The organism is Pirellulaceae bacterium, assembly GCA_019636385.1.
Lineage (GTDB): Bacteria > Planctomycetota > Planctomycetia > Pirellulales > Pirellulaceae > Aureliella.
The window spans coordinates 1138879-1159982 of record JAHBXT010000002.1 but is presented as its reverse complement, the minus strand read 5'-3'; the positions used below and the strand labels follow the sequence as shown (position 1 = coordinate 1159982).

Sequence of the window (21104 nt, the reverse complement as noted above, 5' to 3'; positions counted from 1 at the left end):
AACAGCCTTTCGCCCCAATCCAAACCTTACACAACGCTTCGCTGTTAACTTTAGCCCTGAGTGCTTGGATGTCAAACCGGATAGCCACCATAGCACTTGGCTGACAACCATTGCATTTCTTCGTGGTATGCTGCACGCTTGCAAAATCCAATCCAAAGGAATCGGGCCACGGACAAACGGTTTGCAACGCTGTGTTCCCTTGAGGCTGGTTCTCTTGAACTCGTGCGTCTTTTTGATACGGAACTGCTCCGGGTCAAATTCGATAGTCAAGGCTTACTCCCTCACTAGTCAGAATCTATTAAGTACGAGAAATAGTATTAGATAGACGGCTGGTCCCGTTTGGTGCCAAACCCTGTCCCGTTTGGTTCCACGTCGGCACTGTAACGGATGGGGTTAGCTCGGCAAGAATCCCCGTTACCAACGCCCACATCTCGGCCCCGCGTTCATCTTCAAATCGATTGGGAAAGTTGATGACTTCGGCATCGGTTTGTAGCTCAAATCCCCCGAGCACAATTGCCGACGCTTCCCGCATGCATGCTTGGGCAGTTCGAACAACATCGCCAATTGAGTCCGTCGGCCCTTCAATCAATACCGCATCGTGGATCGGGCAACACAAACCGACGCCTTGTTCATCCATCATCGAACATGCCAGCCGTAACATCTCAGCCCCATTAGCTTGGCATGGGAAGTTAGCCAACGAACGCGGGTTATAGTCGGCCCCAACATGCAACCGCCAACCAAACACGGTTTGCAAATAACCGAACAATGTTGCATAATCGACCGCAGCCGCAGACCAACTCCAAAAGCTTGGGTAGGTTTGTTTGTGCAGTCGCAACAATTCCCGGCCAACGTCAACGCATTCACCAATCGACTGGGAAAGCGACTCAGCGCCCATTCCATATTGAACGCCAAGTGTGCATGCCTTGAACAATCCGCGTTCACGTCTGTGTGATTGCTTCGTGGCATTTTCAGGAACGGCCCCAGCTTGCTTTGCAAATGCCAAGTAGGGGTCCCCGGAACGATATGCCACCAGCATATTGGCATCGTTAGAGAGAGCCGCAGCAATGCCAAACTCTTGTTGAGACCAGTCAAGATATGCTACCGAATTGCCCTCGGTCGGCTTGATCAACGAACGCAACCAATTACTTGGACCAAAAATGTAACGCGAGTTGCCCGGTTGATTGCGGCCCGTTCGAGATGATAGCGGGCTTAACATGCAACGATTGCGACCGTCAGCTCCAACCGCCAACGATTCCAGACGCATTTGTCCAAGAATATGCCGCAGCTCTCGAAACTTGCCGACTGGCTTGGGATAACGTTTGGTCATTTGCCGGAATGTTTCATCATCCAACGCCAACGAACCACTCGGTAGTCTAGTCCAAGCAACTCCGTTGCGATTCAAGTATGCAGCCCAACGGTCGGCTTTGAATGTTCGACCGTCGTATACTTCCGCATTTGGGTCGACCCGAACAATCAATTGTTCTTGGATGGTCGGCCAATGTTCACGCAACTTACTAAGCAGCTCGGCATCAACTGGAACACCCCGATGTTCCATCGAAGCAACGGCCCGCATATAACGACCACGAAGTAGCGCGTATGGCAAATCAATACGTTCGATTGTTTTCTCCAACAACTCGGGTAACGCATCAACGTCGGTTTGGCAGTAGTCCAATAACGCAGCGCGTTCGACTTCGTTGTACGGCCCACCACGCGACGCTAGTTCCCGCATCTCTTGTTTCTCAGTTGCGGCCAAGCAATTGAGCCCGCAGCGTGCCAACGCACCCAGCAATCCGTTCCCGCGGGGATCCGTTAGACCATTGGTTAAGCATCGAAACTCGGCATACAAATCAAGCACACGAGTCGGCATAGGCCAACCCAAGGCAAGGTGACAACTCAACTCGGCGGGTGCATAGAAGGCCACGAACAACGAATTGTCACCCACATCGTAGGGCAGTTGCTTAGTCGATCCGTCGGCCAACCATTGTCGAATCAGTTGCCTCGAGCTTAGTTCCCGAGCAACCAAGCAAACGGGCTCGGGCCGTTCACCTGGTTGTACTCGGAACTCAAAATCGACAAACCAAGCCGACCGAAATTCAGACAGTTTGGAGTGCATTAGTTTTCACCCCGCAGACGACGTAATACGGGATGATCTTCAGAGTCAATAAAACGCCCTTTGAACGCCAGCCGCAACAGCTCGTGCATCATTGGGACGTCGGACCAATCTGGCTCGGCCAAATTGCCAAGTGCAACCATTGGGACATACAGCCCCGCAGACATATCGGCAACAACTTTCAGCCATTGCGACTCGGCTAAGTGTGCGGCCTCGATTGCCGAATCATGCCAACGATTTGACCGCCCTTCGGAATCGGGCACCGTCAACGGCCAAAGAAACGGAATGTCACAATTCCGCGCTTTGCATACTACCAACATCGTCGGGGTTACATCGCCTGCTAATAAATGCCAAAGATTGGGCGAGACCAAATAGACTTCCCGAGTTTCCTTATCTACGAAGCACCCCGTATGGAATTGGTTTTCAACTCCCGAGCGAACGCGGACAAACTCTTGCCTGTGAGGTTTGCGGCAACGAATGTTGGTCAATGCCGGTTTCACTTTGGCGACTCCCGCAAAGTCTTGCGACAATCGCAACTTGTCTAGATTCTCGGTAGCGAATGGGTCTGGATTTTGACTTGCGTCAACATTTTTGTTATAATCGCTCATCGCAGTGCCTTTCATGTAAGGGCAGGTTGTTTGTGCGGCCGAGCGCCTGTCGGGGCGCTCGAGCCTCCTTCTTCTTCTGTAAACGTATCAAACAGATGATCGGGACAGTCCACCTCCTCTCGCCCGCTGCGTGGAGCTATTGACAACAATAGTTGCGGTCCTGGCTACAACAAATCGATGAACTGCCTGCTCCGAAGTAAAGAGCTGACGTCCGAGTTTGATTGCTTCCAAACGGCCGGCGTTTATCCAGCGACATACTGTTGCTCTAGCCGGTCGATGACCGATTGACTTTTCAATCAGCCTTTCGGCTTCAGACAGACTGATTACGCTCTCTGTCAATATTGCAGACACCACCTTTTCGGCAGCTTTTTTTCCCAATAGGCTTCGCGACATGTGCCCTCCACTGAAAGAAGTGATACACACATATCAAACATAGCCGGAACAACATTGGATAGCCGCCGAACCCGGCCGTTGGAATATAATGGAATAAACATGGAATACGGCTGTGTCCTCTGCAGGCTCTCTCGGAATGGGAGAGTTTGGTGTATGCAGTACACTCTTGGATAAGACTGAAAACCCAGCACTGGGATTTCTGCGACAGGCCGGCGTTTGAAAAAGCGTATACAGTGAACGACCATAAGAGCTTGCGGAAATCAGTAATCACACCTCCGGCTGATTCGCAATTCAATGCCTAGCTTGCCAAGTGGGCTACAACTACAGGCAGTCGGACAGCAAAAGAACTAGATTCCGCCAACTGACAGATTGGCATCGTCGAATATCCAAGCGGTTAGGGCTAATGATCAATTTTGAAATCCCGATGCTCTTGGAGGATGCTCGCTGCCTGTTCGGGATTTTCCAACATTTGCTGCTTGGTCGATGACCTAGGCTCTAGGGTCACACCATCTAGATCAATGCCAGTCGCTTTCATGTAGGCATTGCGCTCGTCGCTACCTCGCGGAATTGGCCTCATTGACCGCAGAGTGTCGACCAACGCTGCAACCCAGTTTTGCTCCAGGGTGCCATTGTCGCGTTCTCGGTCCAGCTTTCTCAGCGACACAAAGCCTTCAACAATTGACCGCAAGTCGTATTTGCTGGGCTGGAAAAGTGTGCTGACAATAGCCGCTTGAAGCCTAAGATTCTTGTCCACGGCGCTCTCAAGATACCCAAGCACCTCGTCGTCCGAATTAACGTCAGCAGTCCTAGTAAGACCGTAGAGCACGTGCCGAAGCATCAATGGACCGCCGAAGTATCCGAAGTATCGAGCCATCAGCGGAGCGTTAATGGACTCGATGCCGAATTGGAACACTGGGCCAATGACATAGCCGGCAATGTATTCGATGTTGTCCAGGTGATCCCTGACGTCCCAGAACAGTTTGCTATAGGTTTCGATTATCTCTGGGGTTCGACCAAACCTTTCGGCAATTTCCTCGATTGTCAATTCGGTCAACAAATGACCCTGGAGAGAAATGGCAGATAATGTGTTTCGATGTCGGTAGAATTCATCGGCGAAATGAAGTATCGGATCACGCTTCATCAGTTTTCGCTGAAGCTCGTAATCTGGGTAGTTGGCTGCAATCAGTCGATTCTCGAATTTCAAAAATCGGACATAACGCACCACAAGCGGATCTTCTTTGGTCAGTCCTCTGGACGTTTTGGATCTGACCAAATCCTCCGCTCTTGCCCGTCGCCACTCGGGATGCCGGAAAAAGCTTTGGGGGTCGAATTGTTGGTCCGTGTGTTTCATCGTCTGGGTACCCTGCAAATCACGTTCAAAGCGATCGATGTTCAAAAACGTCATGTCTCATCGAGCTACAAGCCAGTGCCACCCACAAGCGCCAATTCTTCGCGGGGCAGCGTTTGAAAATCGCAGCCCAGAATTGAACCAGGCGGGCAGCCTTCAAGCTGCCTGAGATACTTGCAATATAGCGAAGCCAAGATGCTGACCAAAATTTTAGTTTTCCATAATTGATCCAATTGCCTCACGCTGCACATGCCAATCTGCTCAAGTTAGCCAAAACCGATCGAATTCTGCCGTCTATTGCCAGAACGAGTCGCTGGTTGGACCTGGACACATCCATCACTAACGCCGTAGAGAGATCAGGGTACAATTCATTCAGACGTTGCCGGACGTTCATGAATTATCTTGAACAAAGTGCGAGATGCTACTTTTCTCGCAAGCGAACAGCGTTCTGCAGGATCTTGCCGCTGATGGAATTGAACCTCAAGGCACCGGTGTTCCTTAACCGGGCATACCAGAACTTTGATTGACAGAAAGTAAGCGAATGACTTGGAGCCAGTGGTACAACAGCCTTCAGAAGCCGTCATGGACGCCAGAGCCATCAACAATTGGCACAATTTGGCAAATTCTCTACCCCATCATTCTGGTGACGTTCGGCTTTGTGTTTGTGCAGTCCATCAGGCAAAAACTGCCGTGGTTTGTCGCTGTGCCGTTCGGTATTAACTTGATCGCAAACCTGATCTTCACCCCGATTCAGTTTGGGCTGCGAAATTTGCCGTTGGCGGCGATCGACATCGTGATTGTGTGGGCTACCATCCTCTGGATGATGGTAGCTATCTGGCAGCACTACCGCTGGGTAGCCGTGGCGCAGGTGCCCTATTTTGTCTGGGTTTCACTTGCCAGCGTCCTGCAATTGTCGATTACGTTTCGGAATATGGGTAAATGATACTGCGACTTTCCGACAAGCTCAGCACCAAGATCAAGGCCGGCAAATTGGCCGAAACATCACTGGACGAGAATCCGTATGCGGACTGGTCCTGCAATCTCTTCATCACCAATCGAACTCAGTACATTCTTTTGACAAACACAGCTTCGCTATATTCGTGCGCGATGTACGGTCGAGGCATTAGAGCAGACCTCGAATTGATGTAGCGTCGGATGTAGCGGATTTGCTTTAATACATTTTGCCCAAGGAGGTGGCCAAATGCGTGCTTATTCGATGGATTTGAGAATTCGTGTACTCAAGGCCTGTGATTCAGGGTTGGGAACGACGGAAGTTGCCGAATTGTTTGACGTGTCGACCGCTTGGATTCGAAGGCTCAAGCAACGCCGTCGTGAAACAGGTCAAATCGGTGCTCGTGAGCAAAGACACGGCCCGCTTCCCAAACTACACGGACACGAAGAGGAGCTCGTGAGAATTGTCGAGGAACAGCCGGATCGAACGGCCAAGGAAATCGCGGCATTACTTCCGCTTTGCATCTCGCATCAAACCGTCGACCGCTTTGTTCGTCGTTTGAACTATCGATTTAAAAAAAGACATTGACGGCGGCCGAGCAGCAGCGGCCTGATGTAGCAGAGAAGCGGCTGCGATGGCGTCGTTCGGTGCCACACCTGGACGCAAGGCGATTTGTCTTTCTGGATGAGACTTGGGCAAAAACAAATATGTCACGCTTGCGAGGTAGAGCCCTCCCGGGCAAGCGAATCATCGAAATGATCCCCCACGGCCATTGGAAAACCACGACTGTATTGATGGGACTACGATCCGAAGGAATCGTATCTCCATTGGTCATTGATGGGCCGGTGAACGGTTCGGTCTTTCTAGCTTGGATAAAACAGCAGTTCTGCAAAGAGCTTCGCTATAAAGACATTGTCGTCATGGACAATCTCTCGGCGCACAAAGTCGCCGGAGTCGTCGAAGCCATCGAGTCGGTTGGCGCCGAGGTTCGCTACCTTCCCCCATACTCGCCCGACCTGAACCCGATCGAAAATCTCTACAGTAAACTAAAGTGGCTGATTCGAAGCGAGGCGACCCGGACCGTCCAAGCCCTCTGGAACGCAGTTGGCAAACTGGTCGACCGATTCCATCCGAAGGAATGCCTCAACTACATTATCCATGCCGGATATCGCCTGAAGAACACAGCCGCTACAACTACTTGAGGTCTGCTCTAGAACGGACATAGACCCTAATTCTACAGACATTTTGATATTGCTGCAGCAAACGAGGGGTTTGTTATCGATCGTTTATTGATTGTCGAAAGTAAGTGGCAACCTGCTGTTAAACAGCACTTCTCTGTCAGACAGAGAATCTGAGAGTTGCAGACAAAATTGCGCGGTGTGGTCGCTGAACTGCGATTTTTGGGCGAAGCGCGAGCGCTCTCTGTTTGGCGGCCGGCAGGGCAAGAAGTGCCAAAACCCTTGGGAAACAACGAACCCTTGGGAAACAACGAAAAAAGCCGAGGGGGTTAATCCTCGGCTTCTCTGTTAAATCATACCCTCGGAAATTCCGAGGATTTGAAAGGCTCCCCGAGCGCAACCCTCTTCGTAACAATACTCTCCGCGCTCAAAATTCGTAAAGCCTTTGGCTGAAAGGGCTTACGAAGTTCGAGACCCGCTTGGTCTGTTTCTTCACGAAGAGGTACGAACCGTGAGTGGACACCGCAAGATTGTAGCGTCATTAGCTGAACCGGACAATGCCAGTATCCTGCTTTGCATGTGAGAAACGGACCTAAAGTGGTGTTACTGGCTGCATTAGTGGGACTCGGCTTTCTGCTTGCTGGCACTTTTGCGTTCGAAACGGACTCCGGTTGAGGCTGAAGTCGCCGTTTTGGCTGGTTGCGGATCAGCATACGTTTCTGTTGAAGTTCTCGTATCTGGGACCTCCGTGGGTGTTTTCGCAAAGATAAAACTACTGCCACGGTCGGCGACTGCTCTCCAGGCGACGACACCATTTTGTCCAACTTCTTGGAACAGATTCGAAAGCTGGCGTGTGGTTGAATCCTTAGAGGCCCCGCTCACGATCAGTACTACGGCCAGAAAAATGAGATGAAGCGTCGGTGCAACCAGCAAGGAGAAGAGTCCGCCTAATCGCTGGATGTCGGGTTGGCGAAAATCGCTTTCCATCCAGGTAAAAGCAACATGTGCAGCCATGGAAAAACCCATGCATGCTGGTAGCATCCAAGGCTTCAGCGGCATAAGCGTCGAAACAACTTGCAAAACGCCGAATGCAAGAAGCGGAATCAGAGGGATCACGTACGGTGCAATGATGATCAACCAGTTTCCTCCGCGGTCGAAACCAACATAACCTCCTTTGCTAGAGACCTTCCAACGTTTAGGAACTTTGAGGCACAGCAAGCCTGCCAATAGATGTACCGTTTCATGCTCCAGAACCCATAGCCAGTTCCATGCAACAGTCCTCTTTATCAGCCTGCTGACCAATCCAAAAGCTAGTATCCCAAGCATGAAAGGCGGTAACGAGGGCGATCGAAGCAATGACATCGAGCTTGGCCAACAGACCAAGAAACAGCTTGGCAAGAAGAAAAAGCACGTGAGTGCGAACGGCCATTTCAGCGCGTTAACAACCCTGTCCAGACTATCGGCCAAGTAGCACCGGATTCGATTAACAGCAGTCATCGCTTCGTCTCCTCAAGAAGTCAGACAAGTAGATGGACAAGGGCTGCTGGCTTGCTTCCCTTCGAAGGCAGCGGTGCCTGTCAATCTCTGCCGACGGTTCAATTCCAGGCGTCTTCAATCAGCCAGGTTTCGCCGTCCGCGAGAAGCGAGGCGATCTTTCCCCCAGCCCATACTTCAAGTCGGTTTTTTCCAGCTTGTCGAAGCTCGAACCCGCTTTCAAGTTCAGCGGGCGTACTGCGACGCATATTGCGTACTCTTGCGAGCCCTAGTTGGCTCCTCAAGCTGCTGGTCGAAAGACCTTTGGCCGCATTGATGTCCATATCCACCACTGCGTCGATGAATTGGTTGACAACCTCTGCTGCCCGTTCTTGTTGAGTTCGGCTTGAGTGATTGGCGATAGTCGACTCGATCCTGGCAATTCGAGTGAGCGATTTCCATTCCTCCTTGACTGCTTTGCTGCGGAGTTTCACGAGGAAGTATCTTTCTGCTTCCAGACGTTCTTTGTCCATCGCGAGGAGCTGATCAGTGTTACTTGCGAGAACTGCTTCTCGCCGCTTGATAAGTTCGGCCAACTCGAGGCGGAGAGACGCAGTCTGTTCTGAATTGAGCAATTGCCCATCCGCCTTCGGTCCGTTGAGCGACACCTCGATCTCTTCGATGTCAGCCACGATTTGCTCGTACTCAGAATCGATGGCCTGACGATTCGCTTCAGTCGCCATATCCAGGATCTTCTTCTTCGTAGCATATGCCGAATCATAGATCGTGCTGGCCACACTGTTTGGGTTGAACGCGTCCTTTCTCAGGTCTGCGGTCCAGAAGTATGCCAGGGTCAAAGTGCAGGCCAAGATAACACCACTGAAAAATCGCTTTGTCATTTTCGTAATCCTTAGGTCAGGCAACCGGAGACTCGGTTTGAGTAAACAACGTGAATACTGCTAAAACCGTGTCACTCAATAGGAAGTTGGTTACGTGAGCGGCGGTTACGGAATTGACGTTGGCCAGCATCACTTCCCCCAGAAAATTGAAGCATGGAAACTCACCCAGTATTTCGTTTTTCGTAACCGCCGGTGTCCGTCATTCCTGGGCAGTCGCAAAGTGCAACACTTGTTAATGCCTAGTGAACAGCTAAATCAGCGCAAACGACACGCTAGTCACCTTCACAAACGTAGGCGTGCCCACCCGTAGCGTTGATTTGGTCAACGACAATTTGTGCGTCCGCTATGGATGCACAGCAGCCAATAATCGTGGGCGCACTCTCAACCAAATCCTTAATCTCTTGTAGAGTCAGTTGCGAGAATCGCTTTACAACCTTAATGACGCCGATCTTGCTGCTTCCGTAGCTCATAAGTGTGATTGGGGTGCCGTGTTCAGCGTTTGCTGGCATCCCGATCAATATGACCTTGGGGAGCTGAGGGTATGACTGAGAGTCCTTTTTCTCTGCAGTTGCGCTGACCTCCAGTGCCCGTTCCCGCAAGAATTCCAAGAACAGCAAGTTGGCCGGAATATTAATAGCTCCTGAGCGCAGGTACGCTTTGTAAAACTCATCAATGGTCGCCTTTTTGGAGGCTAGCAAGTTTGCGAATTTAAGCACGCATTCAAGCTTAGTCGAGTACTTAAACTCAAGAGCGGTCCACCACTCACGAGCAGTCCTGCAAGCCGTCTTCCATCCAATTTGGAGCTTGACTTCTTCAAGTTGCCCGCGGGACAATTTTGTCCGCTCAGCCAGCCTTGAACAGTGCGGGCAGCTCGGATAACAGTCCTGCGTGTCTTCTACAGAAGGCTGAATGATATACTCGGCGTGACATTCATCGCAAACGACCATATCGCCAACTGCTGGGCAGCTGTCGAAAAGCTTCGAAATCGCGTCGTCGATGCTCCCGCTACCATCATTACCTGATGAATTCTCCTCAAAATCATTCATCGTTAAGTCTCCTAGTTTTTGAATGGGCCAGAGAAAAAAGGACTCACGAACAGAGCGCAGTTCGCAAGCCGTCTATCCATTCATTGGTTACCCTGCGTTGGGTTACGGGTAAACAAGGGAGAATTGCAGGAATTCACTGCATTCAATCCCTGTGATCTGAGCGGAGATTCACTTCTCTCGTAACCGCACGACAGAATCCCACGGGCAGGCGCACAGGAAGACTTCGGATCTCGCTAGTAGCGAATTCGCTGCATTAGGCATTGGGCGCACTCGTATTCGAGCAGCCGAGGGTATCACTACCCAGCGTTCAGCCGATTGATAACCAATAGAACATCGAGCGCAGTGATGCTGTCGTCGTTGTTGACGTCCAGCAGACCGCCGTCGAAAAAGGCGTCAACGTCGGGAGCAGAAAGAACAGAACGCGATCCATGGCGATTGATGAAATTGATGATTCGCAAAGCGTCGATCGGAGAAACTTGGCCGTCTCCGTTGACGTCTTCCTGTAAACGCTTATTGTGCCACTTATTGGAAGGTTGGATCTCCAGTTGCGTTGAACCATAGGTAATCTGCTGCTGGGATATTGGTGAGTCGAGACCGTTCAGCGACACCTCGTGGGCGGGAAGGATGTCTGCTGGGTTTGTGCTGACGTTGAGTGTTCCAACGGCGGTTGCGCGCAATGGGATTCGGACAAACAACTCATCGTCAGCGTTACCAAGTGAGCCGTCAGTAACGGCACTGACTTCATCGATTAGCCCCAAAGCACTTGCATTGCCGGTTTGCCGGTTGATGAATCTTTGGCCGAACAGTAGCGGTCCATTGACTTCCGCCATCGCAGCCGAGAACTCGACGTCAAGACCTGCGGAGAATAGTCCATTCGGCGCGTTACGCAGGTCTTTCGCATTGATTTCGATGAAGCACTCGTCTCCCACGCACACCGATGTCAATGGAGTGCCTTGGCTGTCGACAGGAAGGAGAGAGAACTCGACCATTGCCTACGGTTCGATCACGGAAAAAGCCACCGAGATGCTGAAGTCGCGAAAGCTTTCATCACCGCCAAACTCTTGATCCTCCCAGGCCAGTTGCCACTGGCTCTCGGTAGTCGTCGAGCGCAAATGTTGGTAGCGATCTGGGTTGGCATTCGCGATGGACGTAAAGACCAACGGACGAACCGAAAGTGAATTTTCCGGGTTTAAAGATAGCCATTCCTCTAGCCCTGCGTCTTGTACCAAGTACCAGACGCCAAATCGTCCCGCCTCGAGTTCCACGCTGGATCGATTACCCTCAGTCGCGCCAGAGCTAAATATGGTTTGTGGCGCACTTCGACTCAGCAACTCCGACAACCAACCAACGTCCGCCGGAAGTAATCCATTTACTCGCCCTTGAGCATCATCTACGTAGGCCCACCCCAACTCGTTGTCGTACTCAGCCAACCGCTCGGTCACAACGGAGTCCATACTAGCTCGACCTCCGCCGGAACTGGGGACTTGAAATACGCCAACAGCCGAAGTATTTGCATCTGCGTCTGAATCTGCCATCATCAACCAAGTTGAAGTTGCCAACTCGGGTGTAGCCGCATGGATCGAAATAGCTTGCGGGCCCTCTTCGATCAAATCTGCGACACCTTGTACGACGAATTCAACGCTTGCTGCTCCAGCCGGTATGGTGACCTGAGAAGGTAGATTGAGTTGGTTAACAGTGGGTGTACTAAGTGTTACGACTACCGGCAAACTAAGGGAGCCACCGTTTCGAGTCAAACGAATTCGTTGCTCCGAAACGATGCCTGCCTCTGTTAGATTGCGATCGAGGGGCAGTAAGGTCAAACGAGGATCGCTCCCGGCGTACCAGCCCGTTTGACGAGCGTCGCTGTGATTGGGACGGAAGAAATTGTCGAGACTGGCACTTCCCGTCGATCCGCTACGATCAATACCCATTGCCTGCCACTGGCTGAAGTCAAAATCGCCTCCCAGTGATTCGTAATCGGACCCAAACAAATCAAAAAGAGCAGAGCTCTGAGTGTCAAAGAAATTCCGGTCCGAGCGGAACTTGCCCATTCCGATCGAGGCTCGATATTCATTGTCTGAACCGTAGCGATAGACACTCAGTGTTCGTCGCTCAGAGTGATCGTACGCACGACGATCGACAACCAAGTTGTGAACGAACTCGACCGTCCCGAGCGGAAATGCACCGCGAGGGCTGTCTACGGTTTCGGTAGGATCGTATGCCAACGACCCGCTCCCCAACCGATCTGAGAGCGTGTTAATAATCGTGTTATACTCAATGAGCTCGCCAGCTAATTGGTGCGTACCGCCGATGTCGTCCACTCTGAATCCACCCGGATCCACCAGTAGGTTATGGTGTATCCAGGAATTCGGTGCTGATGTCCCAACACCGTTTCCACCGACGTTGATGATGGTGTTACCGGTCACTTCAAACGTCATCGCGGCGGCCTGCGCAGGTGTAAGACTCCCAAGATGCTTGTACTCAATGCCAAAGCCGGTTTCAGGCTGGCTGTTCCAAACGACATTATCCAAAACCCGAACGTCCACCGAGCCAAAAATGACTATTGGACGGCTGTTTTGGCTTTCCGGTTGATTGCGGTCGAAAATATCGCGGAGCAGATTCCCTTCGAGAGTACTTGAGTGAGCATCCGTCAGATAGATCCCCGATAGATTGTCGTTAGCCCAACCATCAACGTCATGGATGAAGTTATCGTGTACCCCAATAAATCTCGTATCGGCAAGTCGAATCGCCGATCCTTTCGACGTGACGTCAAACCCAGTAATTTCGATATGGCTTGATGCAAGTAGATGGATGGCGTTCATCTCGCTACCGTCAGGCGCCTGCGACCGCAATTTGGCTCCTGGCATAGCCAACAGCCTGATAGGAGCATCAGGTTCTCCGTGAACGCCACGTAGAAACAAGGACTCATAGCGCCCATCATATAAATAAGAAAAATCAACCTCGCCCGGTAGAACCTAAATGGTATCGCCGGGGCCTAGTTGCTGGTGTCCGACCGGACGATCTGCCTCGGAGTAGTACGAGAAAAAGTTCGCAGGTGACTTCCACGCTAACTCGACACTACGACCCGACGCCGAGTCATCGCCGTGGACAGGGTCTAGGTAGAACACGTCTACGGCCATCACCAGTCGTGGCGATAGCGACTCAAAACGTAGGGTTCGACAGAAACTTTTGCTTGCATTCATGGTTTCAACTCTCAAAGCTTCCCCCTGCGTGACATTATTCTTACGCAGTTGATGGTTGGAAGGCAAAACAATAAATCGGAACCAGGAACAACCTCATCACAAAGCGTTCGAAAGTGCACGTAGAAACTAAGGCTGTTTGCAGGACCAATGCTTCTCATTTCAGAAGCCACACTCAATAAGACGACACCGTAAAGCTCACAACTAGGCCTCCGGTAGCAACGACCTGAAGTTTGCAGAGCCTATGCTTCTCCAAGAGCATCAACAACGATTTCCAGTTTAAGCCGAACTCTTTACGGGGCGAAAACTGAGGCATTCGATCCTTCATTGCCGCGCCAAGGACAGCCAAATACATCGGCTTGCCTGCTGACACCTCGGCCGCGACGCGCACGATGTCACCAATGCAAGCATGCGTGAGTACATCACTCTCATTTGCAGGCCCGACCACGTAGTACGCATCCGCTTCGACCCGCAACTGATTCGCTCCGTGTGAGAGCGTAATGCAAACAACGCGTCGCTGTAGCTGTTTCAGCTTGCGAATCAACGGGACAAAATCCGCGTCGCCACTCGCAACGATAAAGTTCTCAATGCCAGGGTTCAGTAGGGCAAACTCAACAGCATCGGTAGCGATCTGCAAATCCACAAGGTTCTTGCGTTTACCGCGGTAGCGAATCGTATCCACCGTCTCAAAACCCGCCTCGATGAATTCAATTCGTTGTGCTTTATATTGGTTCCAGTTCGCATATGCCTTCAGCTTAACGCACTTGCTGTAATCTTCCGACTTTAAGCAGATCGCCTTCGCCAACCCTGACTGACTCATGTTCTCAACGTCTGCGAAAAGAACACTGTCGAACGAAGTCATATTTTTTGGTTGAGAGAACATAAACACCTTCCTCAGGTAGTCGGAATCAAAACATTTCGTCGTGAGATCATCGGTTTTAGTCAATATTTTCAGTGTCAGCCTGGGACTAATCATTCATTAAGTGATCTTGTGGACTCCGGACCTAGACTTGTTTATTCAACTCGAGCAAGTCCTCCCAAGGCGATGATGGCGTCAGCGGCAGCATTAGCGTCAGCATTGCTCTCACACCGGCCAATAATCGTTGGAGCACGCTCAACCAACTGCTTACATGTCACAAGCGGCAGGTGAGTCATTTCTTTAATCTTCTTCGCCACGTCAATCTTTTTGATACCAAACGATACCAAGATGACAGCTACGCCATTTTGGGCTGTCGTGGAAATCATCGGCTTGACTGATGATGCCGCAGCCTTTGCCTTGCGTACCGGAGGCAATGGACCATTTCCGCATTGCTTCATCCGAAGGTATTCCATAAAGTGCAAGTTCGCCGCGACATTGCTAGTACCCGACTTAACGTAGGCATCGTAGAGATTGTCAACCGTACTATTCAGCCCCTCAAGTTCAATTGCGACCTCCAGCACAACTTCGATGTCATGCTTGTAGTTGAATTCAAACGCTTCCCACCACCTCTTAGCCTCGGGTGAGACACTATCCCAGCCGATGTTGGATTTCGCTCTAGCCAACTTAGCTTGGCTCTCCAAATGCTCTTCCACCGTATCCGAGCAATGCGGGAATTGCGGAACTCTGGTGCGACCACGACCAGATTTTCGGGACACGATGTAGTCCTGATGGCAGTCTTCGCATACAGCCGCATCGCCCTCTGATAACGGCTCCCAGAAAAGCCTAGCAATTTGACTATCATGCTCGCCGTCACCAGGAACGCCAGGATCCTCATCGCTAACTGAACGCATTTGCAACCTCGTAGGTATTAGTGGTATACAGCGTTGACTAAGACTAGCCATCGCCCTATCAACTCATGGGTTACGAAACTCCTGGTTACGCGGCTGTGATCTCCGTAAGACATTCTGCATGCAATAAACGCAGTAGACTGGCGGTCAGGAATATCAAAATTCAACGTCACCCCGTAACCGCTCATTTTTCCTTGCCAGTGCAATGAAGCCAAACTCATCTCAGTTCGACGGAATATTCGACGTCAGCGAAGCGAGTTTTCCTCCAACTTTCAACATATGCACATATGCTGTCTTTCGATTACCGTAGTCTTGGGTAGCGGCAACCAGCCTGTTGGTGTCTTGCGTAAGATGCCGTTGGCCGAGCGATCCGATACACAGGTCAGAGTCTTGCTACCACGGCATGGCGAGAGCTGAGCTGATTGGAGCCGCCCAGTTGTAAATCGATTTCGTATTTGTTGGCAGAGAGAAGATAGCAACTTCGCCTCGGTGATTTGATCACGTATTTCGTGCTGCTTATCACCACAGTAGCGGCGTTCTCCCGCTGCAATCGGTTTGAGTAATGAGCGATTGCCGCTTCTCTCTACAGACTGATTTGATTGAAGTCAAACATCGCCCCGTCATCGTTAGACCCTAATAAATTTGTTACCGCCGTTTTGGGCGTAGCGCTTCATACCAGGCCAAGCGATTCGGCTTCCACCCTACAAGCCAAGCACTTACTTCATCTACTTCCAATTCATTGATGTCGTCAGCAATTCGACGCATAATGGAACTTGGGAATAGCCTCCGCGCTCGCTCTTCATTTTCTGCTGACTGGCTAAGCGTTTCGTACAAGTCCCAGGCACCATACAAATGGAGAATCTCATGGGCAATCACAGACGAAACAACGCCGTTCCCACTGTTGTCTTGTTCGTACACGATCGCTCCCTCGACAAAGTAGAGCTCTTCATTCACTCCGTTGCTCGACGACATGGCATAGCTGCGACCTCTTCCTTTCGCATAAATCAGAACTTGAATTTGCATGGCATTGATGTTCGAGTGCACCCATTCAACTAGATCGTGAGTACTTTTATATCCCAAACGATACAACATCCGAGACACCCACTGTGATGGCTCGTTGCCCGACGCGGTCCCTCGGTCGATAGTGGACACTTTGATGTCGTCTTCCAGTCCATAACTACCCATGGCATCAAAGTTCACCTTCACTCCGTAATTCAAAGCTTGATTCCTGATCCAAGTCATGGCCTCTTCCTGCTTTCTCAGTACTTCGAGCTTTTCTCGATAGCCCCAACTTTCCCGACCATCTTTGGAGATAAATATGCTCAAGGTGTAGACATTTCCTTTCAATTCAGATGCACTTCCGTAGCTCGAGCTTTCAAGCGACTGGGCCTCCGCAGTACGATGCACAAACAGCACCAGACACACGAAGAGTATTATCACGGTTCTTGCCATGGCCATTCGCGAACCAGTTGTTCGAAATCTCTCGACCGGTATCGATGTTCTTGGCATCAAGTCGCTCATTTGACTTACCCTTTCAATGTGGGGGCACCGTCACTGTTGATGAACAGCTTTCCAGCGATCATCGTCAGGGCCTTGTAGTAGCGGTCACTCAAGTGATTGCTTTCGATTTCATGCCCCAACTCATGAATAACGAGATCGACGATCACGGCGGGATTGCCGTCAAACCACTTCTCGCCGCCAAGGCTGTCAAGATTGAAAGTCAGCTCCCTCTGGCCGTAGCAGGCAGCAAAGTACTTACCCGCCCTAGTCATCTTTACGTCGATCTCAATTCCTAACGCCGTGTGAGCGGCCCATTGCGAGAACTCAGCAATTCGGTGCATCCCTGCTGACCAGTCGGTTTCTGCGATTACATTCTCAGGCCGTCCATCATCGCTGTACGGTTTACGTGTCGGAAACACCTGGCCAGCAGGCTTGATCACTCCATGCCTACGTGCTTGAGCCCACATTCCCTTGGGCATGGCACCACCAGAAACTGGTCTTCGCCCCATGCTCGCTGCAACATCGTTGGCTTCCATGTCGCTGGGGTCAAACGACAGCGGCTCCGGATCAAATCGATCCTCCAGGACCTTCTTGATTGCATCCCGGGTGATGTCGCCACTTCCAGCTGCCGAAGTCACCCATTCTGCCGCCGACTCTTCCTTCGTGAGTAAGCTCGCGGTAGCGTTTCGAACTATCGTACGCACTTGCTGCAAGAACTTGGGAGTGACATTGTCACGATCTAGGGACATAGGGACCTTCTGGGCGATGTCGACGTCGAATCGATCGCCTGTTTCGACGATCGGAATTCCCATTTCGTAGATCCAGCCAACAGCGAGTTTAGGCTCATAGATACGAATAGTTGTCTTGCGATTGCTCCTTCGTACGACCCCTTCAGCATCTGCGATTTCAGTTGGTAACGATGCCTGTACTTCCTTGATTGGAGGCTCGTTCTTCAGAACTTGTCCGTTGATTGAGGTAACCACATGCGCGGGCGGCCGTAATTGCTGAACCGATTCCAGGATCTCGTTGACCTCATCGCGTGTCAGGCGAATAATCGCTTCGAATCGAGAGCCAGTATCGCGACGTTGCCGTACGATGTGGCGACCGCTGGGGTCGAAGCGGACGCCTCCGCTGGTCGAAACGATTGTTGCCTCATCGCAAAGGGAAAGCACCAGCTTCTCGCCGAGATTGAATCGACCGCGCTTGGTAGCATCCGATTTCTTCTTGCTTTCGGCGAACAGCGTGTAAGCATGCCGCAAATCGGCAAAACCGTCGGGTGAGTCATCCTCAATCGTCAACCTTGCGCGAGGCCTTCCGGGGATGGTTTCAAGCGATGCTGTAACAACGGTAGTGCTCTCATCCCAAGCGTTTTGAATGAGCTCGAAAAGGACAAACGATTTGCCCTTCCTCTCAACCAGCTTCCCCAATCCATTTTTATCCACTGCAAACCAAGTCATTGTTCTTCTCACTGGGTAGATATCTTGGTTTCTTCCGGGTCCCAAAGCCCGTGCGAGGTACGGGACTCAGAGGGCGGGAAGATCGAGCATGTTGCCCGACACTTATTCGCTGGTTATGGGAACGGTGGTTACGACAATGAGGGCCGGATCGCGGGGGAAACCGCAGCAAAAGTGGGGAAACTCCGGTCTCTGTCACTCATTAACTAGCGACAATCCGTAACCGGGAAGCTGGAATCGCACAGTCTCCAGTGCAGGCGACCGTCACTCACCGAGCCTCCTGCCTGCGCCACGCTCGGAATCGATCAGGGCGGATTCCGCCTGAAACGCGACCAACTTCGCCCAGCATTACCGATTGGGAAGCCGCGAAAGTTGGCGGCGCTGGCTGTCGTCGGTGACTGACACGCTGCCGACGTACACTCCCCCTTAAAATGGGTTAAAATGCCACCCATCCAAATCCGAAGAGTCTTACGCCCTTGATTGCAATGCCACCTCGAGCAAATCCATCTAACCCTGTAATGACTGCGTTCCAGAAGGCGCTCGCGGTGTGCATGAAAGGTACCAGTCGGGCACTCAACAGCAGGATTGGCGTATTCTACCGCGACGATTTCACCGGCTTATGGGAATTGGATGCCAGCCTCAAGTCCCGAGCGTTCTCCAGCGGTGATTTTCTAATCGTGGTGGCCGATGGGCCGGACCGGAGGAGCGACCTTCCCGAAGCCGACAAGCACCTTACGGCATTCGATTGGGTTGCCCTATCTTCGGTAGTTTTCCTGTAGGGCAAGTCGACTTTGATCACTTGGTCAATAAATCAAAGCGAACGAGATAAGATCGAAACTTGGTGCGAAATGGCTACCCAAGGTAGCGAAACCGTCACGCGCGAAGATGCACAGTACATTGAAGCCGTAACGGTACTTTCTCTATCAATTGCTTGCGTCGAACATTCACTTTCAATCATTCTGTTTTCGTCAGCCAATCGGTTATTGGTAGATCACCGTTGTTTAGTTCGTGGCAATATTTCACAAGTGATAGCCACTGGCACGTCGGTTGCCATGTCATTGGATAGGAATCAAATGACAACTGCGGGCAACTCGATTGCTGTGGCACTGCAGGCGGCAGCAGAGTCGATGTCGGGTCCCGAGATCTTGGTCCTGGCTTCGGTGCTGCAACAAGCGAAGCTAAATCAAGTTGAAGAACGACTGACGGGAGTAGTATCAAACATATCGATTGCAGGTGGCTCTGGGACGATTTATAGTTTGGAGAAATCATTCACGGCTCGGAAACGTAATTGCAAAGGCTCGCTGAAAACGGGTGATGTCGTTGAGTTCACGCCGCGTAGCGGCAACAAGGCTAGGATTACCAATGTGGCATGGAACAAATGAAAAGAATCGATCTGTTCTCCGACCTTAACACCGTTAATGAAGCCATCAGAGTTGTCGCGGCCCGATTTGGGATCACGGTTCATCATCGCAATTTCGCAAGCTTGAGTGGTTCCAATGACAAGAGAGCCTGGGACATGCTCCAGACAAACGCGGTCATTGGGATTTCCAACAGCAGGGACTTCAACGCTGTAATAGCAAGTGCGTGGTTGACTAGACTCAGATGCGCACCTTTCAATTACACCGGGCCGATCGCCATTGTTCCTACCCCGAACGAACTGGAAACTACCCCGGCAAAATGGCTGGAGCTCTTAGGGGAACAAACCGTTGAGTTCTCTGAAATTGTTTCTGTATTTCTGCAAATGACTCATAGCGAAGATCGCTGGCCTGTACTGCCAGATTTGAAATGCCGGCCTTCTTGGGCAATGCTTGGCGAAGCGATAAGTTTGCACCATGAAATCAACAATTTCTTCAGTAGGATTAGTCGGTCGTTCTACCAAAACGGGGAGTTGATTAATCCAAACGACAGTAAAATTGCTGAGCGTCTTCGAAAATGGTTTTGTCAAGAAATGAACTTAGGAGAATGACTATGACGATTGTTATCCATGTGGATGATGAGTACCGAGGCGACCCAGAGCGTTTCCCGGTTCTCAAGAGCTTTCTGGAGAAGAGGGGCTTCGTGTTGATTAGTGTCGCGAATTTTAATGAGGCCGAACATCAATATCAGTTACACGGGTACCCGGATGTTGTGATCATGGACATCCTGGACAAAAGCCCCAGCGGCATCACAACTTCTCCTGGTCCTTCACTCACAGAAAAAATGGAGAAGAAGTTCGCTGCCGGTCCACAAGCACCGTGCATTATCTATTATACAGGCATTAGCGACACTTCCCACCCAGCAATTAAGGCTATCAAAGAGTATAACCCCTATACTCCGATCGTTCAGAAGACGGCACTTCTGCACGAAGACGCTGAAAAGATATTTAAAAATTTCCCGGAGCGATTGCAGTAGCTGGGAGCAACACAAGTAACGCGGACTCGCGATCAAGAGCCGGCATGCGTATGAGTTTTGAACACGCGGTCATACTGGATTGTCTTGACAGTATAGGCTGTTTTGCTTCTGCCGTGAGGCAACAAATTGAAGGCTGGCTAGGTTATTCCACGACCATCTTACGTTCCCCTACAGACGTCAACTATCTGTTGCGAATGGACGAAGAGTTCCGTTCATGCCCTGTAATATTGCTGACGCCAATGAGAAGTGACAGTTTAGATCAACAAGTTTTCAACCTCCACTGCACATTGAGGCGGCGAAATTTGGGCAATGAGGCGTCGTGGATCGGTGGCTTAGTAGTAGTGCCGTCAAGCAAGGATGCAGCCGAGGTGCTTTTGGGTAATCCGATCTACAAGAATCTGTCTGGGCATGCCGTGGTGTCTTTTCCAACGCTTCTCTTGGAACTATTGACCGCGATTGATCGAGTAGGTGAATTGTATCCTGGAGCATGGGCGCTAACGGCGGAAAGAGCTGGGCTTGGTACCTTCTGGCAATCAGTCGATATGGCCTCACGGAATCTGGAGAATGGAGATGTCGCTGCTGCGTTGAACAAGTTGAAGGAAGCGATTTTTAAGGTCACGGATAACGAGATTTTGAAGCGACTACTTCCTCATACGGAAGTGATTCGCCAAATCGAATCGCTCGGTCGAGAGATCGACGAACTGGATTGCCCCTCGGTGACAAGCATCTCGATGAAACTGGTTCGTCTAGGCGAGTTGATGGCTGACTACAAAATGGGAGACTGA

At 51.1% G+C, this 21104-nt stretch carries 23 protein-coding genes; 9 read left to right on the top strand and 14 right to left on the bottom strand.

Going from position 1 to position 21104, the window contains the following annotated elements; genetic code table 11:
- Window positions 1–298: 298 nt before the first annotated feature.
- From KF752_09860 to KF752_09845, 4 genes are all read right to left on the bottom strand, one after another.
- A complete protein-coding gene (locus tag KF752_09860; GenBank protein MBX3421845.1) occupies window positions 299–2113 on the bottom strand; it encodes a DNA polymerase I in 1815 nt (604 codons plus the stop codon).
- Window positions 2113–2718 carry a hypothetical protein gene (locus tag KF752_09855; protein ID MBX3421844.1) on the bottom strand — a complete coding sequence of 202 codons (606 nt, stop codon included), beginning with the start codon at window positions 2716–2718 and terminating at the stop codon, window positions 2113–2115. Before KF752_09855 ends, KF752_09860 begins: the two co-directional genes overlap by 1 nt.
- Window positions 2719–2805: 87 nt before the next feature.
- Complete coding sequence (locus KF752_09850) at window positions 2806–3111, bottom strand: DUF1580 domain-containing protein (GenBank protein MBX3421843.1); 306 nt, start codon at window positions 3109–3111, stop codon at window positions 2806–2808.
- A gap of 400 nt (window positions 3112–3511) precedes the next feature.
- Window positions 3512–4462, bottom strand: coding sequence for a hypothetical protein (locus KF752_09845; protein MBX3421842.1), 951 nt, complete (start codon window positions 4460–4462; stop codon window positions 3512–3514).
- 538 nt (window positions 4463–5000) lie between these two features.
- Between KF752_09845 and KF752_09840 the strand changes: the two genes are divergently transcribed.
- From KF752_09840 to KF752_09825, 4 genes are read left to right on the top strand one after another with little or no spacing between them, the layout of a single operon-like run.
- On the top strand, window positions 5001–5402 hold the full coding sequence (locus KF752_09840) for a tryptophan-rich sensory protein (GenBank protein MBX3421841.1): 402 nt from the start codon (window positions 5001–5003) through the stop codon (window positions 5400–5402).
- The gene (locus KF752_09835; GenBank protein ID MBX3421840.1) at window positions 5399–5608 is read left to right on the top strand and encodes a hypothetical protein; all 210 of its coding nucleotides are present in this window, start codon (window positions 5399–5401) and stop codon (window positions 5606–5608) included. The genes KF752_09840 and KF752_09835 overlap by 4 nt, the downstream gene beginning before the upstream one ends.
- Before the next feature lie 52 nt (window positions 5609–5660).
- Window positions 5661–5999, top strand: a complete 339-nt coding sequence (locus KF752_09830) for a transposase (GenBank protein ID MBX3421839.1) — start codon at window positions 5661–5663, stop codon at window positions 5997–5999.
- A complete protein-coding gene (locus KF752_09825) occupies window positions 5996–6613 on the top strand; it encodes an IS630 family transposase (protein MBX3421838.1) in 618 nt (205 codons plus the stop codon). The genes KF752_09830 and KF752_09825 overlap by 4 nt, the downstream gene beginning before the upstream one ends.
- Window positions 6614–7204: 591 nt before the next feature.
- Here KF752_09825 and KF752_09820 read toward each other — a convergent pair.
- The 10 genes from KF752_09820 to KF752_09775 all read right to left on the bottom strand — a co-directional run bounded on the left by KF752_09820 (window position 7205) and on the right by KF752_09775 (window position 17931).
- Entirely contained in the window at window positions 7205–8086 is an 882-nt protein-coding gene (locus KF752_09820) for a hypothetical protein (GenBank protein MBX3421837.1), read from the bottom strand.
- A gap of 98 nt (window positions 8087–8184) precedes the next feature.
- Entirely contained in the window at window positions 8185–8754 is a 570-nt protein-coding gene (locus tag KF752_09815) for a hypothetical protein (GenBank protein ID MBX3421836.1), read from the bottom strand.
- Window positions 8755–9233: 479 nt separating this feature from the next.
- Window positions 9234–10007 carry a ribosomal protein L7/L12 gene (locus KF752_09810; protein ID MBX3421835.1) on the bottom strand — a complete coding sequence of 258 codons (774 nt, stop codon included), beginning with the start codon at window positions 10005–10007 and terminating at the stop codon, window positions 9234–9236.
- Window positions 10008–10303: 296 nt separating this feature from the next.
- The gene (locus KF752_09805) at window positions 10304–10837 is read right to left on the bottom strand and encodes a hypothetical protein (protein ID MBX3421834.1); all 534 of its coding nucleotides are present in this window, start codon (window positions 10835–10837) and stop codon (window positions 10304–10306) included.
- Window positions 10838–10999: 162 nt separating this feature from the next.
- Complete coding sequence (locus KF752_09800) at window positions 11000–12829, bottom strand: right-handed parallel beta-helix repeat-containing protein (protein MBX3421833.1); 1830 nt, start codon at window positions 12827–12829, stop codon at window positions 11000–11002.
- 153 nt (window positions 12830–12982) lie between these two features.
- On the bottom strand, window positions 12983–13210 hold the full coding sequence (locus KF752_09795) for a hypothetical protein (protein MBX3421832.1): 228 nt from the start codon (window positions 13208–13210) through the stop codon (window positions 12983–12985).
- A gap of 172 nt (window positions 13211–13382) precedes the next feature.
- The gene (locus KF752_09790; GenBank protein MBX3421831.1) at window positions 13383–14090 is read right to left on the bottom strand and encodes an NYN domain-containing protein; all 708 of its coding nucleotides are present in this window, start codon (window positions 14088–14090) and stop codon (window positions 13383–13385) included.
- Window positions 14091–14221: 131 nt separating this feature from the next.
- Window positions 14222–14977 (bottom strand): ribosomal protein L7/L12, encoded by a 756-nt coding sequence (locus KF752_09785; protein MBX3421830.1) that lies wholly within the window; start codon window positions 14975–14977, stop codon window positions 14222–14224.
- 642 nt (window positions 14978–15619) lie between these two features.
- On the bottom strand, window positions 15620–16483 hold the full coding sequence (locus KF752_09780; GenBank protein ID MBX3421829.1) for a hypothetical protein: 864 nt from the start codon (window positions 16481–16483) through the stop codon (window positions 15620–15622).
- A 17-nt stretch (window positions 16484–16500) separates the two neighbouring features.
- The gene (locus tag KF752_09775) at window positions 16501–17931 is read right to left on the bottom strand and encodes an ATP-binding protein (protein ID MBX3421828.1); all 1431 of its coding nucleotides are present in this window, start codon (window positions 17929–17931) and stop codon (window positions 16501–16503) included.
- A gap of 548 nt (window positions 17932–18479) precedes the next feature.
- On the opposite strand from KF752_09775, the gene KF752_09770 reads away from it, so the two are divergent.
- The 5 genes from KF752_09770 to KF752_09750 all read left to right on the top strand — a co-directional run bounded on the left by KF752_09770 (window position 18480) and on the right by KF752_09750 (window position 21104).
- Window positions 18480–18707, top strand: a complete 228-nt coding sequence (locus tag KF752_09770) for a hypothetical protein (protein ID MBX3421827.1) — start codon at window positions 18480–18482, stop codon at window positions 18705–18707.
- Window positions 18708–18776: 69 nt separating this feature from the next.
- Window positions 18777–19310, top strand: coding sequence for a hypothetical protein (locus KF752_09765; protein ID MBX3421826.1), 534 nt, complete (start codon window positions 18777–18779; stop codon window positions 19308–19310).
- Window positions 19307–19894, top strand: a complete 588-nt coding sequence (locus tag KF752_09760; GenBank protein MBX3421825.1) for a hypothetical protein — start codon at window positions 19307–19309, stop codon at window positions 19892–19894. Before KF752_09765 ends, KF752_09760 begins: the two co-directional genes overlap by 4 nt.
- A 2-nt stretch (window positions 19895–19896) precedes the next feature.
- Window positions 19897–20319 (top strand): hypothetical protein, encoded by a 423-nt coding sequence (locus tag KF752_09755; protein ID MBX3421824.1) that lies wholly within the window; start codon window positions 19897–19899, stop codon window positions 20317–20319.
- A gap of 239 nt (window positions 20320–20558) precedes the next feature.
- Window positions 20559–21104, top strand: coding sequence for a hypothetical protein (locus KF752_09750; protein ID MBX3421823.1), 546 nt, complete (start codon window positions 20559–20561; stop codon window positions 21102–21104).

Excerpts from the sequence above, each read along its gene's own strand:
- KF752_09860 (MBX3421845.1), bottom strand. The coding sequence starts at position 2,113 with ATGCACTCCAAACTGTCTGAATTTCGGTCGGCTTGGTTTGTCGATTTT.
- KF752_09855 (MBX3421844.1), bottom strand. The coding sequence starts at position 2,718 with ATGAGCGATTATAACAAAAATGTTGACGCAAGTCAAAATCCAGACCCA.
- KF752_09850 (MBX3421843.1), bottom strand. The coding sequence starts at position 3,111 with ATGTCGCGAAGCCTATTGGGAAAAAAAGCTGCCGAAAAGGTGGTGTCT.
- KF752_09845 (MBX3421842.1), bottom strand. The coding sequence starts at position 4,462 with ATGAAACACACGGACCAACAATTCGACCCCCAAAGCTTTTTCCGGCAT.
- KF752_09840 (MBX3421841.1), top strand. The coding sequence starts at position 5,001 with ATGACTTGGAGCCAGTGGTACAACAGCCTTCAGAAGCCGTCATGGACG.
- KF752_09835 (MBX3421840.1), top strand. The coding sequence starts at position 5,399 with ATGATACTGCGACTTTCCGACAAGCTCAGCACCAAGATCAAGGCCGGC.
- KF752_09830 (MBX3421839.1), top strand. The coding sequence starts at position 5,661 with ATGCGTGCTTATTCGATGGATTTGAGAATTCGTGTACTCAAGGCCTGT.
- KF752_09820 (MBX3421837.1), bottom strand. The coding sequence starts at position 8,086 with ATGACTGCTGTTAATCGAATCCGGTGCTACTTGGCCGATAGTCTGGAC.
- KF752_09810 (MBX3421835.1), bottom strand. The coding sequence starts at position 10,007 with ATGAATGATTTTGAGGAGAATTCATCAGGTAATGATGGTAGCGGGAGC.
- KF752_09805 (MBX3421834.1), bottom strand. The coding sequence starts at position 10,837 with ATGGCGGAAGTCAATGGACCGCTACTGTTCGGCCAAAGATTCATCAAC.
- KF752_09800 (MBX3421833.1), bottom strand. The coding sequence starts at position 12,829 with ATGAACGCCATCCATCTACTTGCATCAAGCCATATCGAAATTACTGGG.
- KF752_09795 (MBX3421832.1), bottom strand. The coding sequence starts at position 13,210 with ATGAATGCAAGCAAAAGTTTCTGTCGAACCCTACGTTTTGAGTCGCTA.
- KF752_09790 (MBX3421831.1), bottom strand. The coding sequence starts at position 14,090 with ATGTTCTCTCAACCAAAAAATATGACTTCGTTCGACAGTGTTCTTTTC.
- KF752_09785 (MBX3421830.1), bottom strand. The coding sequence starts at position 14,977 with ATGCGTTCAGTTAGCGATGAGGATCCTGGCGTTCCTGGTGACGGCGAG.
- KF752_09780 (MBX3421829.1), bottom strand. The coding sequence starts at position 16,483 with ATGCCAAGAACATCGATACCGGTCGAGAGATTTCGAACAACTGGTTCG.
- KF752_09775 (MBX3421828.1), bottom strand. The coding sequence starts at position 17,931 with ATGACTTGGTTTGCAGTGGATAAAAATGGATTGGGGAAGCTGGTTGAG.
- KF752_09770 (MBX3421827.1), top strand. The coding sequence starts at position 18,480 with ATGAAAGGTACCAGTCGGGCACTCAACAGCAGGATTGGCGTATTCTAC.
- KF752_09765 (MBX3421826.1), top strand. The coding sequence starts at position 18,777 with ATGGCTACCCAAGGTAGCGAAACCGTCACGCGCGAAGATGCACAGTAC.
- KF752_09760 (MBX3421825.1), top strand. The coding sequence starts at position 19,307 with ATGAAAAGAATCGATCTGTTCTCCGACCTTAACACCGTTAATGAAGCC.
- KF752_09755 (MBX3421824.1), top strand. The coding sequence starts at position 19,897 with ATGACGATTGTTATCCATGTGGATGATGAGTACCGAGGCGACCCAGAG.
- KF752_09750 (MBX3421823.1), top strand. The coding sequence starts at position 20,559 with ATGAGAAGTGACAGTTTAGATCAACAAGTTTTCAACCTCCACTGCACA.